The following is a 13,666-nucleotide window of genomic DNA, read 5'->3' on the forward strand; positions in this document are numbered from 1 at the left end:
CGATTCACCCGCCGGCTCGCGGGATCGCGGCACTGCCGCCGGTCGCCCTCGCGCGGCCGCCCCGAAGCCGAAGAAGCGCAAGACTCCGCCGACCGTGCTGAGCTTCGCCAAACCCGCCCGCCACCAGCATGTCGAGGCCGAGCAATCCGGTCCGAAGAAGTTGCCGTGGGGTGAGGGCGAACGCCTGCAGAAGGTGCTCGCCAAGGCCGGCGTGGCCTCGCGCCGCGCGGCCGAAGAGCTCATCGAACAGGGCCGCGTCGAGGTCGACGGCGCGGTGGTGCGCGAACAGGGCCTGCGCATCGATCCCGATACGGCCGTGGTGCGGGTCGACGGCGTTCGCGTCGTGGTTCGCGACGAACAGGTCTACCTGGCGCTGAACAAGCCCAAGGGTTTCCAGTCGACGATGTCGGACGAACTGGGCCGCCCCTGCGTCGGCGATATCGTCGCCGAGCGGGTGATGGCCGGTCAGCGGCTGTTCCACGTCGGCCGCCTCGACGCCGATACCGAGGGCCTGCTGCTGCTCACCAACGACGGCGATCTCGCGCATCGGCTGATGCATCCGTCGTTCCAGGTGTCGAAGACCTATCTCGCGACGGTGCAGGGTGAAATGCAGCGCGGCGTCGGCAAGCAGCTGCGCGACGGCGTCGAACTCGAGGACGGCCCGGCGAAGGTCGACAAATTCCAGGTGCTCGAGGTCGCCGAGGGTAAATCGCTGGTCCGTGTGATCCTGCACGAGGGCCGCAAGCACATCGTGCGGCGGTTGCTGGCCGAGGTCGGGTACCCGGTGATCGCGCTGGTTCGCACGCATATCGGGCCGGTCGCGCTGGGCGATCAACGGTCGGGCACCCTGCGAGTGCTGGGCCGCGACGAAATCGGGAAGTTGTACGAGGCGGTGGAGTTGTGAGTGGTGTGGACATGCTGGACGATCGGATCCGAGGAGGCCGTGACGTGGTGGAATCCGGCATCGGCGACGACGGCATCCCTGGCGCGGAACTCGTCGTCGCCATGGACGGCCCGTCTGGCACCGGCAAGTCGAGTGTGTCGCGCCGTCTCGCGGCGCGGCTCGGCGCCCGCTATCTCGACACCGGCGCGATGTATCGCGTCGCGACCCTGCGGGTGCTGCGCAGCGGTGTCGAGCTGACCGATCCCGCCGAGATCGCGGCCGCGGTCAAGGATCTGCCGCTGACCATCGGCACCGATCCCGGCCACGAGCTGATCGAACTCGACGGCGAGGACGTGTCGGCCGAAATTCGCGGCGACGCGGTGACCAAGGCGGTCTCCGCCGTCTCCGCGGTGGCCGAGGTACGGACGCAACTCGTCGCCCTGCAGCGTGAGATCGCGGCCGCGGCCGGGCGGATCGTGGTCGAAGGCCGCGATATCGGCACGGTCGTGCTGCCCGATGCCGACGCCAAGATCTATCTGACCGCGTCGGCGCAGGCCCGCGCGGCGCGGCGCAACCAGCAGAACATCGCCGAAGGTCGCGGCGACGATTACGACGCGGTGCTCGCCGATGTGCAGCGCCGCGACAATCTGGATTCCACCCGCGCGGTATCGCCGCTGCGCCCGGCCGCGGACGCGGTGCAGGTCGACACCAGCGAGCTGAGCATGGACCAGGTCATCGACGAGCTGTACCGGGTTGTGGCGCAGCAGATTACGGTGGGAGAGCGCAGATGAGCCCGAGTGTGACACCGAGTTCGAATTCCGACACTCTCGCCGGCGACGGCATCTGGACCGACGAAACCGATTGGGAGATCGCCGATTTCGAGGGCGACGCGGACGCGCACGAGCACGTGCCGATGCCCACCGTGGCCGTCGTCGGCCGCCCGAACGTCGGCAAATCGACGCTGGTGAACCGAATCCTGGGCCGCCGCGAGGCGGTCGTCGAGGACATTCCGGGCGTCACCCGCGATCGGGTGTCGTACGAGGCGAGCTGGGCGGGGCGGCGCTTCCTGGTGCAGGACACCGGCGGCTGGGAACCCGACGCGAAGGGTCTGCAGCAGGCGGTGGCCCGGCAGGCCGAACTGGCGATGCAGACCGCCGATGCGATCCTGCTGGTCGTGGACGCCACCGTGGGTGCGACCGCGACCGACGAGGCGGCGGTGAAGGCGTTGCGGCGCTCCAAGACTCCGGTGATCCTGGTCGCGAACAAGGTCGACGGCGAGAAGGCCGAAGCCGATGCGGCCGTGCTGTGGTCGCTCGGGCTGGGAGAGCCGCGGATGGTGTCGGCGGCGCACGGTCGCGGTACCGGCGACCTGCTCGACGATGTGCTCGCGGTGCTGCCGGAAACTCCGCGCGAGGGCTCCGGGGGAGGGGGCCCGCGGCGAGTGGCCCTGGTCGGTAAGCCGAATGTCGGCAAGTCCAGCCTGCTGAACAAGCTGTCCGGTGACGAGCGTTCTGTGGTGCACGATGTGGCCGGAACGACGGTCGACCCGGTCGATTCGCTGGTCGAATTGGGCGGCAAGACATGGCGTTTCGTCGATACCGCGGGCCTGCGCCGCAAGGTCGGCACGGCCGACGGAACCGAGTTCTACGCCTCGTTGCGCACCAAGGCCGCCATCGAGGCCGCCGAGGTCGCGATCATGCTGATCGACGCCTCCGAACCGATCACCGAACAGGATCTGCGCGTGATCGGCATGGTCGCCGATGCCGGCCGCGCACTCGTGCTCGCGTTCAACAAGTGGGATCTGGTCGACGAGGATCGCCGCTACCAGCTCGAGCGTGAGGTGGAGCGCGAACTGGTGCGGGTGCCGTGGGCGCAGCGGGTGAACATCTCCGCCCACACCGGCCGCGCGGTCCAAAAGCTCGTTCCGGCAATGGAAACCGCACTCCAATCCTGGGATCAGCGGATCCCCACGGGCCGGCTCAACACCTGGCTCAAGGAGGTCATCGCGGCGACGCCGCCGCCGATGCGGGGCGGGCGGTTGCCGCGCGTGCTGTTCGCGACCCAGGCGACCACCCGGCCGCCGACGTTCGTGCTGTTCACCACCGGATTCCTGGAGGCGGGCTATCGCCGTTTCCTGGAGCGCCGCCTGCGTGAGGAATTCGGTTTCGACGGTTCGCCGGTGCGCATCTCGGTGCGTGTGCGCGAGAAGCGGGATCGTTCGAAGAAGTAGTGGAAGTGCCGGTGCGGGCGGATGTTTCGTCCGCACCGGACGTCCCCGCCGACTTCCGGCCTTGAGGAGTTCTGCCAAAGGTGTCTGTCGGTGTTCTTCATTGCCTCACGGACATATGCGCATTCAAACATGTTTGGGCGGCATGTCCGGGCAGGCCCGACTTCGTCACAGCAGCGCCGACTTTTCACAAAGAGGCATAGGCCGAGCCGGCCTGTGGCATCGCGGCCGTCCGCAAGGTGCGGGGGAATTGCGTTGTGGGCGGGTCGGACTCGGCGCGGACGAGTCGGCGCTGCCGAATACGCCGTTTAGGTCGCGGTGTGAACCACATCACGCTACGGTGAATCCGCTTGGCCCACAATCGAAGAGGTTTGCCATGTGGAGCATCGCCGTCCTGTCGGTCATCGCCGCCGCCCTCATCGCCGCCGGATTTTCCGCCGGGTTCCCGGACAAGTAGGCCGGGGGATAATGCGGTTCGCGTCGCTCGCTGAGCATTCCGGACTCGGGAACCGAAGCGATCCCACCCTGAATGGCCGTGCGGGTGTGGAGGGTGGGGGCGATGACGCCGCCGATCCGATGCCGCGTGGCTGGTCAACGACCTATCGGTTAACTCGGATTATCCAATGGCGCAGGGGAATACGCCGATCCCGCCTCGGATGATCACGCAGAGTCCTCCGCGTCGAGTCGGTCGGCGACGAACCGGATCGCGCGGGCGAGGTCACGTCCGCGCGGCGCGCTTTCCGCGTCGATCAGCTGGTGCGCCGCCAACCCGGTGAGCAGCACCTGATACAGCGCGCCGACCGTTTCGGTGTCGGTGGCCGGAGGTGTGGCGCGCACGGCTCCCTCGGTGGGTTCGTCTAGTCCCTCGATCAGTCGCGCGAGGCCCGAGCGCGCCTCGCCGAGGTTCTCGGCCAGCCGGTCTCGGATCTCCGGGTGGGCCAGGGCGTCGAAGGTGGCCGACCAGAGGCCGCGGTGGGTGGCGATGCTGTCGATCACCGCGTCCCACCGAGCCTCGAATCGCCCGGCCGGCGGCGATGTCGCCGGGGGTGAATCCGCCACGGCACCGGCCAATTCCGTTCCCCAGTCGCGGGTGGCCTGGGCGAGCGCCTCGCCGAGCAGCGCCTCCTTGGATCCGAAGTGGTAGCCGATCGCGGCCATGCTCACCCCGGCTGCCGTGGCGATATCGCGCACCGTCGTCCGGTCGTATCCCTTGTCGAAAAGGCATTGCCGGGCTCCGGCCAGCAGATCTTCGCGATTTCCCATGCCCGACAGGGTAGCGCATTTGCCTTAGACAAACGTATTGCGCGTTTGCGCAAATTCGCTGTACGGTTCCACCATGCAGCAGACGAGCAACACCACAGTCCTGATCAGCGGCGCGAGCGTCGCGGGCCCGGCTCTCGCGTTCTGGCTTGCCCGATACGGTTTCGAGCCGACGATCGTGGAGAAGGCCCCGGCACTGCGGGCTGGCGGTCAGGCCATCGATGTGCTGGGCACGGCCACCGAGGTGGTCCGCCGGATGGGTCTGCTGGACCGGGTGCACGAACGCAGCACCGGCAAGCGCGGCACGTCCTACGTCGATGCCGGCGGGCGGGTGCGCGCCAGTATCGACAGCGAGACCTTCAACGGAGTCGGCGCGGACGGCGACACCGAGATCCAGCGCGGCGATCTGGCGGAGGTGCTGTACGAGGCGACGTGCGACGGCGTCGAGTATCTGTTCGGCGATTCGATCGCCGCGCTCACTCAGGACGCGGGCGGCGTGCACGTGGTCTTCGAAAATGCGGCACCGCGCACGTTCGACCTGGTGATCGGTGCCGACGGCGTGCACTCGAACACTCGCAGGCTGGTGTTCGGGCCGGAGTCGCAGTTCCTGCGCCACATGGGCTACTACATCTCGATCTACACGATCCCCAATGTGCTCGACCTGGACCATTGGGAACTCGACTACAACTCGCCCGGCAAGATCGCCGGCAGCTATAGCGCGCGATCGAACACCGAGGCGAAGGCGATCTTCGCGTGGGCCTCCGATCGGCTCGACTACGACTATCGTGACATCGCCCACCAGCGCGAGATTCTCACCGAGACCTTCGCCGGTGAGGGTTGGGAGGTGCCGACGCTGCTCGAGCATCTGCCTGCGGCGCCGGACTTCTACTTCGATGCGATGGCGCAGATCCGGATGCAGATGTGGTCGTCGGGCCGGGTCGCGTTGGTCGGCGACGCCGGTTACTGTGCGTCGCCGCTGTCGGGGCAGGGTGCGGATCTGTCGCTGGTCGGCGCCTATGTGCTGGCCGCCGAACTGGCCGCGGCTCGTGATGATCACCGCGCGGCGTTCGCGCGCTACGAGGAGCGGATGCGACCGATGGTCGACGCCTGTCAGAAGTTCGCCGAGGGTGTCGGCGCGTGGTACGCGCCGGGCAGCAGGGCGATGATCGGATTTCGGAACCTCAACGTGCGGATGCTGCGTTACCTGCCGTGGCGCGGACTGATCGGCGGGGCGCCGCAGAAGGTCGCGCGCACGATCTCGCTGGAAGACCCGGAAACGCCGACGCCGGACGCCTTCGCCGCATAACGGCTCGGTATGTCTGTTATGCGAGACCGGTCGGTCGGAAATAAACATCACATTTCAGTAACGGCGCCGAAAGAGTGGTCGATACGGGCGTGACACGCGCAGTGCGGCGGACCCCGGCGAGGCCGGGGGTCGGGGTGGCGGCACTGGGCACCGTCGCGGCCCGGCGGGGGCGGGGCCGCGGCGTTCGATCACGAAAGGTGCTGTTTACACATGCGAAGATTGCGTCGGCAGAGATCCGGGCGCTCCGGTGCGACGCTCGGGCGGACCCTGCTCGCCTTGGCCCTGGCGCTGTTCGTACCGCTGACCGCCGCGGTGTCGGGTCAGCTCCCGCGGGCCGCGGCCGCCTTCGACCCCGCCGGGTTCGACTTCTGGGTCGACTCGAGTATGGGGCCGATCAAATCGCGCGTCTTCCGCGCCGCCGACGGCAACACCGACCGTGTCGTCTACGCCCTCGACGGCATGCGCGCCCGCGAGGATCTCAACGGCTGGGAGATCGAAACGGATATCGCGCACCTGCTGACCTCGTGGAATATCAACGTGGTGATGCCGGTCGGCGGGCAGTCCAGCTTCTACGCGGACTGGAACGCCCCGTCGAGCTTCCTCGGTGTCGCGCCGGGCTCGGGCTCCTCGTCCGGGTCGTCGTCGGGATCCGGTGCGCTGCAGGCCTTTTCGGCCGGACCGGGTAAGTCCTACACCTACAAGTGGGAAACCTTCCTGACGCAGAATCTGCGCGGCGCGCTGCGGGACCGGCTGGGTTTCCGTGCCGACCGCAACGGCGTCTTCGGACTGTCGATGGGGGGCAGCGCCGCGCTGACCCTGGCCGCCTACCATCCCGATCAGTTCAGCTTCGCCGGATCCTTCTCCGGCTACCTCAACATCTCGGCGCCGGGTATGCGCGAGGCGATCCGCATGGCGATGCTCGACGCGGGCGGTTACAACGTCGATTCGATGGCTCCGCCGTGGGGTCCGCAGTGGCTGCGGATGGATCCGTTCGTGTTCGCGCCCAGGCTGATTCAGAACCACACGCGGCTGTGGATCTCGGCAGGCAGCGGACTGCCCACCGCCACCGACGGACCGAATATGGGCACCGTCAACGGCATGGGACTCGAGGCGCTGGCGCTGGTGAACACCCGGGCATTCCAGGTGCGGATGGCGTCACTGGGCGCGCAGAACATCGCCTACGACTTCCCGGCCTTCGGCATCCACGCCTGGAACAACTGGCGTGACGAGGTGTATCGGATGGCTCCGGACTTGTCGGCCAACATCGGCTGACACGGATTCGCCGACGCTTCCCACGGCGCGGATCGTCGGCGGTCCGCGAACCGCCGCCCGGCGGCGTGTCGCTCACACGGCACGCCGCCGGCTCGTCTTTCGGCGAGACCTCCCGGAATCGCGCGCAGTGGCAGAGCCATATCCACAGTCCGCGGCGGTGCGCTCGCCGTAGGGTCGGATGCGGAACCAGGTGGCGATGTCGGGAGGCGAAGTCTCATGGCGGAAGCGCAGCGGTGGTCGTGGTCGAAGATACTGGGCCCCGAGGGCCCGCCTGCGGTGATCTGCATCCGGTTGGCGGTGGGAATGGTGTTCCTCAGCGAGGGGATTCAGAAGTTCGTCTACCCGCAGGCGCTGGGACCGGGTCGATTCGACAAGATCGGGATACCGGCGCCGACGTTCTTCGCCGACCTCGACGGTGTCGTCGAAATCGTGTGCGGCGCCTTGGTCCTGCTCGGTCTGCTGACCCGACCGGCCGCGGTGCCGCTGCTCATCGACATCGTGCTGGCGATCGCGCTGACCAAAGTGCGTGAGCTGCGCCCGGGCGGATTCGGTGGAGTGCAGGGTTTCTGGGGAATGGCTCACGACGCGCGCACCGATTTCGCGATGCTGCTCGGACTGATCTTCCTGCTGTGGGTGGGGCCCGGCCGCTGGTCGCTGGATGTGCTGATCGCACGGCCCGCCGGTCCGTCACCGGCGGGGCGCGTGTCTGCTGGTGGGCGGGTCAATCCACCATGACGGCGACGTCCTCGGAGTGGGACGCACGAGTGGTCGTGACGGTCATGAGCAAGCCGCAGACGGTGAGGCCGGCGGCGACGAGATAGAGGGGGCGGGGGCCTGCGGGCGAGTCGGCGATCAGTCCACCGACGAGTCCCGCGGCGGCCGCGGCGAGCTGGTAGCCGGAGGCGTTGACGGCCATGGCCAGGGTGGGTGCCGCGGCGGCGGTTGTCATCACGCGCGCCTGCATTCCGGGGATGACCGCGAAGCCGAGCAGGCCGATCGAGACGACCGCGACCACGGTGAGCGCGGTGACGGTCGCGACGAACCACGCGCCCACGAAGGTCGCGGCCAGCAGCCCGAGCAGCGCGGGTTGAGCGAACCGTGGGTTGCGGTCGTAGAGCGTGCCGCCGACGAGATTGCCGATCGTCGCGCCGACGCCGTAGGCGAGCAGCAGCAGTGGCAGGCGGCCGGCGGGATGCCCACCCAGGTTCGTGAGCAGCGGGGCAAGGTAGCTGAACACCATCAGCGCGCCGACGTTGCCGACCGCGGTGATCGCCAGCGCCACCAGCACCGGCCCCCGCCGCAGGACCCGCAACTCCGCGACGGCCGAGGTCCGCTGCGCGCCGGCCGCGGAGGGGAACGCCCAGGCGACCGAGACGAGGCCGATCAGGCAGGCGACCGCGATCGTGGCGAACGTCGCCCGCCAACCCCACTGATTGCCGATCCGGGTGCCGATCGGAGCTCCGAGGATCATCGCCAGGTTCATGCCGAATGCCAAGCGGGCCACCATGGTTCCGGCCCGCTCCGGGGCCGCGGACTGTACCGCGATCACGACGGCCTGAGCGAAGAACGTCGAGGTCACCAGTGCGGTGAGCAACCGGGCCGCCAACAGCAGCCGGAAGTCGGGCGCGAGGGCGGAGACGGCATTGCCGACGACCGCGACGGCCAGCAGGGCCACCATCAGGCGTTTCCGATCGATTCCAGCTGTCACGGCCGTGAGCAGCGGCCCGCCGATGATCATGCCGACGGCGTACGCGGTGACCAGCAGACCGGCGGCGCCGACGCTGACCCCGAGGTCGCCGGCGACCTCGGGCAGGATTCCGGCGACGACGAATTCGCCGGTGGTGACGCTGAATACACAGAATATGAGGATGAGGAGTCGGAGCATGCTGGGACGCTAAACTCTCACGTCCACGTGAGAGTCAAGCCCGAACAGCGAACGGAGCGCCAGGTGAAGATCGGAGAGTTGGCCGAACGAACCGGGGTGAGTGTGCGCGCACTGCGGTACTACGAGGAACGAGGTGTGCTGAAGCCGGAGCGAACCGCCGCCGGGTACCGCGTCTTCGGCGACTCCGACGTCCGCACGGTGGCGCACATCCGCACCCTGCTCGCGGCTGGGCTGCATATGGACCTCATCGGTGAGATCCTGTCCTGCCTGTCGGGTGATTCCCTGCTGTTGGACGGCTGCCGCGAACGACTGGAAGTGGAGCGTCGCCGCATCACCGGTGATATCGACCGACTCGTCCACACCCGATCGTTGCTGGACGATCTGCTCGCGACCACCTAGCGCACCTCGATCGCCCGGATCGGCCGCTTCATGCCCCTGGGGATTGCGAGAACGACATACCGACAGCAACAAGATCACCCCGCTCGCGCTGTCGATCCTGCTGTCGAGTATGCCGCGAATCCTGGTGATGGAGAACAACTTCGGCTTCACCTTGGGAAATGCGGAGCTGCTGGCGCCGGTCGTGCACTATCTCGACATCCTGGAGCCGCCGGCATCGGCGCCCGCCGGCGACTGAGACTCAGGGATTTCCGGAGACGAGCGAAACTCCGAAGATGTGGCTCAGCCGCTCTCCCTCGACCAGGAGAAGGAACAAGCCGTAGTACAAATCGAGCATCAGAGCATTGTGCCCTGCCGCGGTGTCGTGCGACATGGAGATGCGCGAGTTCGGTCCCACTGAGCGGGTTCGGTGATATTCGGACCACCCGGAATGTGACACGGTTCACGCCATCTTGTTCACCTGTCACTCCGGAGGGCCAATGTCCACCTCCCTCGAAGCGACGACACCGTCGGAGCCGGTCGATACCACCGGCCGCCTCGACGGCGCGTCCAAACTGCGCATTTTCACCGTCCTCGCGGTGATTGTGCTGTTCACCGAGGTCGCCCCGATGCAATTCGTCATGGTGTCGGCGGCATTGCGCCAGATCGCGCCGACCTTTCCCGACCAGGGCGCGAATATCAACTGGGCGATCATCATCTTCGGCGTCATCGGCGCCGCGGCCTCGCCGCTGATCGGCAAGATGAGCGATATCTGGGGCAAGAAGCGGATGTTCCTGCTCTGCGGGGTGCTGTTCCTGATCGGCTGCGCGCTGTGCGCGATCACCAGCAACTGGATGATCTTCCTGGTCGGGCGAGGTTTGCAGGCCACCGCGATCGCGACCGCGGTGATCTCCTACGGCCTGATCCGCGATCTCATGCCCCGCAAGTACGTGCCGATCGGGCTGGGTGTGGCCTCCACCGGCCTGGGTGTTTCGGCCGTGGCCGGACCGCTGATCGGCGGCTACATCGTCGACCATCACAGCTGGCGGGCGATCTTCTGGTTCCTGTTCGTCTTCACCCTGATCATGCTGCCGCTGGTCGCACTGATCGTGCCGGAGTCGCGGCTGCGCACGCCGCAGCGACTGGATGTGATCGGCGCGGTGCTGCTGGCCACGGGTGCGGTGCTGACGCTGATCTACCTCGACAAGGGGCAGGATTGGGGCTGGGCGAAGCCGTCGACTCTCGCCTGGCTGGTCGTCGGACTCGTGCTGCTCGCCGCCTTCCCGATCGTGGAAATGCGTGTGCGGCAACCGATCATGGATATGAAACTGCTGTTCCACCCGCGAGTGAGCGCGGTGTTGTTCGTCGCGCTGCTGGCGTCGTTCACGATCGGATACCAGGGCTACGCGGTGGGGTACATGACCCAGTCGCCGCCCGCCGCGGATGTCACCGCCGGTGTCGTGCAGGGCACGCTCGCCGAGATCCACGCCCAGACCGGGCAGATGCTGCCGGCGCAGGTCGTGCAGGTGAGCCTGAATCCGGGCTACACCTACGGCGACAATCTGACGCTGCTCGGATTCGCGGTGCACGTGGCCTTGGCGCAGGCGGTGCTCGGCATGATCGCCGGACTGATCGGCGGGTTCTGGATCCGCCGCTCCGGTGCGCGGCTGCCGCTGATGTCGGCGCTGGTGGTGATGGTGCTCAGCGGGCTGGCCTATGCGGTGCTCGACCACGGCTGGAGTGTGATCGCCCTGGTCAGCGCCGTGTACGGCCTCGCCTTCGGCCTGTACTACGCCTCGACGCCGAACCTCATCGTGGAGGGCGTCCCGGCCGAACAGCAGGGCATCAGCGCGGGCATGCTCGGGGTGATGCAGTCGATGGGCGCCGCGATCGGCATCGCGGTGGCGACCGCGTTCCTCAACGCCAATCCGGTGCGCGCCGATATCTCGGTGGCGGGAAAGCATGTGGCCACCAAGGATATTCCGCTGTTGTTCGCCGACCGCGGATATGAGCTCGGCTTCTACTTCGTGGCCGTGGCCGCCGCTGTCGCGCTCGTCGGTGTGGTGTTCATGAAGCACGGCCGCAGCGCGGCCACCGGTGGTACGGCGTTCTGATTCCGGGACACAACGCGGGCGGTGCGGTGGCCGATGCGGGCCACCGCACCGCCCGCGTGCGTGGAACAGTCAGAGGCCGTGCGGTTTCGGCGGCGTGCCGGGCAGCTCGAGCGGCAGCGACCCCGGGGCTTCGAGTTCGCGTTCGAGCAGATCCGCGATCACGTCGGCATGCACCCGGTGGTGGAAGTACCAGCCCTGGGCGGTATCGCACTGCAGTCCGAGCAGCCGGTCGGCCTGATGTCGGGTCTCCACACATTCCGCGGTCACGCTCAGACCCAGATCGTGGCTGAGATCGATGATCGTCTCCAGGATCAGCAGATCGCTGCGGCCGACCGTGCCGGCATTGCGGATGCGATGGATGAACGGCCCCGCCAATTTCACCACGTGCAGCGGAAGCTGGCCCAGATAGGCCAGATTGGAATACCCGGTGCCGAAATCGTCGATGGCGATGCGGATTCCGGATTCGGCGAGGGTGTGCAGCGCCTGCAGCGGCCGGCCGATGGCGTGCATGAAGGTACGCTCGGTGAGCTCCAATTGCAGCCGGTCCGGCGGGATTCCGGTGTCGGCGACGATCTTCTGCACCCGCTCGAGCCAGGCCGGATCGGCGACCTCCTCCGCCGAGACGTTCACACTCACCACCGGCGCCTTGTCACCGAAGCGGTCGCACCAGCGCCGGCCTTCCCGGCACGCCTGCTCCAGCACCACCGTGCCGAGCGCGATGATGTGGCCGCCGCCCTCGGCCAGGTCGATGAACCGGGCCGGACTCAGAATTCCCAGCTGCGGGTGGTGCCAGCGCACCAGGGCCTCCACCGCGACCGGCCGGTGGTCGCCGAGATCCACGATCGGCTGGTAGTCGAGGAAGAATTCGCCGCGGGCCAGCGCGCCCGGGAGATCGGCGAGTAGTTCGGCGCGGGTGTGCTCGCGGCGGCGCCGGCTGGGGTCGAAGACCGCGTAGCGGCCGCGGCCGTCGGTCTTGGCCCAGTACATGGTCGAATCGGCGGCCTGCAGCAGTTCTTCGGTGGTGGTTTCGGCGGCCTGTTCGGAGATGACGCCGATACTCACCCCGATCCGCAACCGGTGCCCGTCGATGTCGAACGGCACGGTGAACGCGTCGAGCACCGTGCGGGCCAGATCGATCAGTTCGCGCCGACGGCGGGTGCGGGGCACCAGAATGACGAATTCGTCGCCGCCCATCCGGGCCACGAGATTGTTCTCCCCGACCGCGCACGCGCACAGCCGGGCCGCCGCGCGGGTGAGCAGTTCGTCGCCGATGGAGTGGCCGAAGGTGTCGTTGACGGCCTTGAAATGGTCGAGGTCGACGTAGCACAGGCCGACTCGCGCGTCCGGATCGGTGAAGGCCTCGGTGAGCGCGTCGAAGAACCGGGACCGGTTGGCCAGGCCGGTGAGCGGATCGTGATGGGCCCGGTAGCTCAGGCGCTCGCGCAACTCGCGCTGTTCGGAGATGTCTTCGACCAGCACCAGCGTGTACTGCGGCCGGCCGTGATCGTCACGGATCAGCGAGACGTTGATATTGGTCCACACGGTGTGCCCGTCGCGATGGCGATACGCCTTCTCCATCTGCGCGTGATCGTGGTCCCCGCGCAGCACGCCCGCGTACAGCTCCCACATGCCCGGCGGATCGTCGGGATGGGTGAGGTCGGTGACCTCGAGTTCGTACATCTGTTCCGGTTCGTAGCCGAGCATGGCGGCGAACGCGTTGTTGACCTCGATGATCCGGCCGGTCATATCCGACAGACCCGTGCCGATCCCGGCCTGGGAGAACACGGCCCGCAATCGGGCCTCACTGGCGCGCAACTGTTCCTCCACCACACTGCGCGCCGCGATATCGGCGGTGCGCACACTTTCCTGTTCGCTGAGCAGCCAGGCCCGGAAGGCGCGCACGTAACCGCCGGCGAAGGCGCCGATCAATTCCGCGGCCCGGCCGGAGGCGATGTCGAGTTCGGCGAAGTAGGTGGCCAGCACCGTCATGGTGCGGCCGAGGACCTCGTCGCCGACGAAATGAGCGCGGGCCAGATCGCCGCCCAGTTCGGCGACCCGCGCGGTACCGCCGGAGTCGGCGGCGTCGATCAACCCCCGGGCGAGGGTGACCAGCAACTGGCGGGCCTCGGAAACGCTCATGGGTACGACGTGATCGCGGACCCCGCCGCCGAGCGCCGCTGCCCATCGGTGCGCCAGGTCGGCGTGCGGACCGTCGGGTTCGGACCCATCCCACGCCATGTCGATGATGGTAGCCGGGGCGTGGACTTCGTGTGAACCGCGGGAGTTTCGCACACCTGTCGAATACGATTGCGTGGCTTCGCCTTCCGGCGGGGTTGGATTCCAG

12 protein-coding genes are annotated in these 13,666 nt (G+C 67.7%); 9 read left to right on the top strand and 3 right to left on the bottom strand.

Annotated features, from left to right (window positions below; translation table 11 throughout):
• The 3 genes from NE2_RS10775 to der all read left to right on the top strand — a co-directional run.
• On the top strand, window positions 1-904 hold a 904-nt coding region (locus NE2_RS10775; RefSeq protein WP_233429736.1), incomplete at its 5' end, for a pseudouridine synthase.
• A gap of 101 nt (window positions 905-1,005) precedes the next feature.
• Entirely contained in the window at window positions 1,006-1,674 is a 669-nt protein-coding gene (gene cmk, locus NE2_RS10780; RefSeq protein WP_063018201.1) for a (d)CMP kinase, read from the top strand.
• Entirely contained in the window at window positions 1,671-3,113 is a 1,443-nt protein-coding gene (der, locus tag NE2_RS10785; RefSeq protein WP_063025805.1) for a ribosome biogenesis GTPase Der, read from the top strand. Before cmk ends, der begins: the two co-directional genes overlap by 4 nt.
• Before the next feature lie 657 nt (window positions 3,114-3,770).
• Here the strand turns inward: der and NE2_RS10790 are convergent.
• On the bottom strand, window positions 3,771-4,373 hold the full coding sequence (locus tag NE2_RS10790; protein ID WP_063025806.1) for a TetR/AcrR family transcriptional regulator: 603 nt from the start codon (window positions 4,371-4,373) through the stop codon (window positions 3,771-3,773).
• Between the two features lie 73 nt (window positions 4,374-4,446).
• Between NE2_RS10790 and NE2_RS10795 the strand changes: the two genes are divergently transcribed.
• From NE2_RS10795 to NE2_RS10805, 3 genes are all read left to right on the top strand, one after another.
• Window positions 4,447-5,676, top strand: coding sequence for an FAD-dependent monooxygenase (locus NE2_RS10795; RefSeq protein ID WP_063025807.1), 1,230 nt, complete (start codon window positions 4,447-4,449; stop codon window positions 5,674-5,676).
• Between the two features lie 210 nt (window positions 5,677-5,886).
• A complete protein-coding gene (locus NE2_RS10800; protein ID WP_063025808.1) occupies window positions 5,887-6,948 on the top strand; it encodes an alpha/beta hydrolase in 1,062 nt (353 codons plus the stop codon).
• A gap of 216 nt (window positions 6,949-7,164) precedes the next feature.
• A complete protein-coding gene (locus NE2_RS10805; protein ID WP_063025809.1) occupies window positions 7,165-7,683 on the top strand; it encodes a DoxX family protein in 519 nt (172 codons plus the stop codon).
• Here NE2_RS10805 and NE2_RS10810 read toward each other — a convergent pair.
• Window positions 7,670-8,833 (bottom strand): MFS transporter, encoded by a 1,164-nt coding sequence (locus tag NE2_RS10810; RefSeq protein WP_063025810.1) that lies wholly within the window; start codon window positions 8,831-8,833, stop codon window positions 7,670-7,672. The two genes, NE2_RS10805 and NE2_RS10810, sit on opposite strands and share 14 nt — an antisense overlap.
• A gap of 63 nt (window positions 8,834-8,896) precedes the next feature.
• Here NE2_RS10810 and NE2_RS10815 point away from each other — a divergent pair, with 63 nt between their 5' ends.
• From NE2_RS10815 to NE2_RS10825, 3 genes are all read left to right on the top strand, one after another.
• The gene (locus NE2_RS10815; RefSeq protein ID WP_063018199.1) at window positions 8,897-9,232 is read left to right on the top strand and encodes a MerR family transcriptional regulator; all 336 of its coding nucleotides are present in this window, start codon (window positions 8,897-8,899) and stop codon (window positions 9,230-9,232) included.
• A gap of 43 nt (window positions 9,233-9,275) precedes the next feature.
• Window positions 9,276-9,467 (top strand): hypothetical protein, encoded by a 192-nt coding sequence (locus NE2_RS10820; RefSeq protein WP_063025811.1) that lies wholly within the window; start codon window positions 9,276-9,278, stop codon window positions 9,465-9,467.
• 241 nt (window positions 9,468-9,708) lie between these two features.
• Window positions 9,709-11,322, top strand: coding sequence for an MFS transporter (locus NE2_RS10825; RefSeq protein WP_063025812.1), 1,614 nt, complete (start codon window positions 9,709-9,711; stop codon window positions 11,320-11,322).
• Window positions 11,323-11,391: 69 nt separating this feature from the next.
• Here the strand turns inward: NE2_RS10825 and NE2_RS10830 are convergent, their stop codons facing one another.
• Window positions 11,392-13,560 (bottom strand): putative bifunctional diguanylate cyclase/phosphodiesterase, encoded by a 2,169-nt coding sequence (locus tag NE2_RS10830; RefSeq protein ID WP_063909359.1) that lies wholly within the window; start codon window positions 13,558-13,560, stop codon window positions 11,392-11,394.
• Between the last annotated feature and the right edge of the window lie 106 nt (window positions 13,561-13,666).

The sequence above is a fragment of the Nocardia elegans NBRC 108235 genome (assembly GCF_001612845.1).
In the GTDB taxonomy this organism is placed as follows: Bacteria; Actinomycetota; Actinomycetes; order Mycobacteriales; family Mycobacteriaceae; genus Nocardia; species Nocardia nova.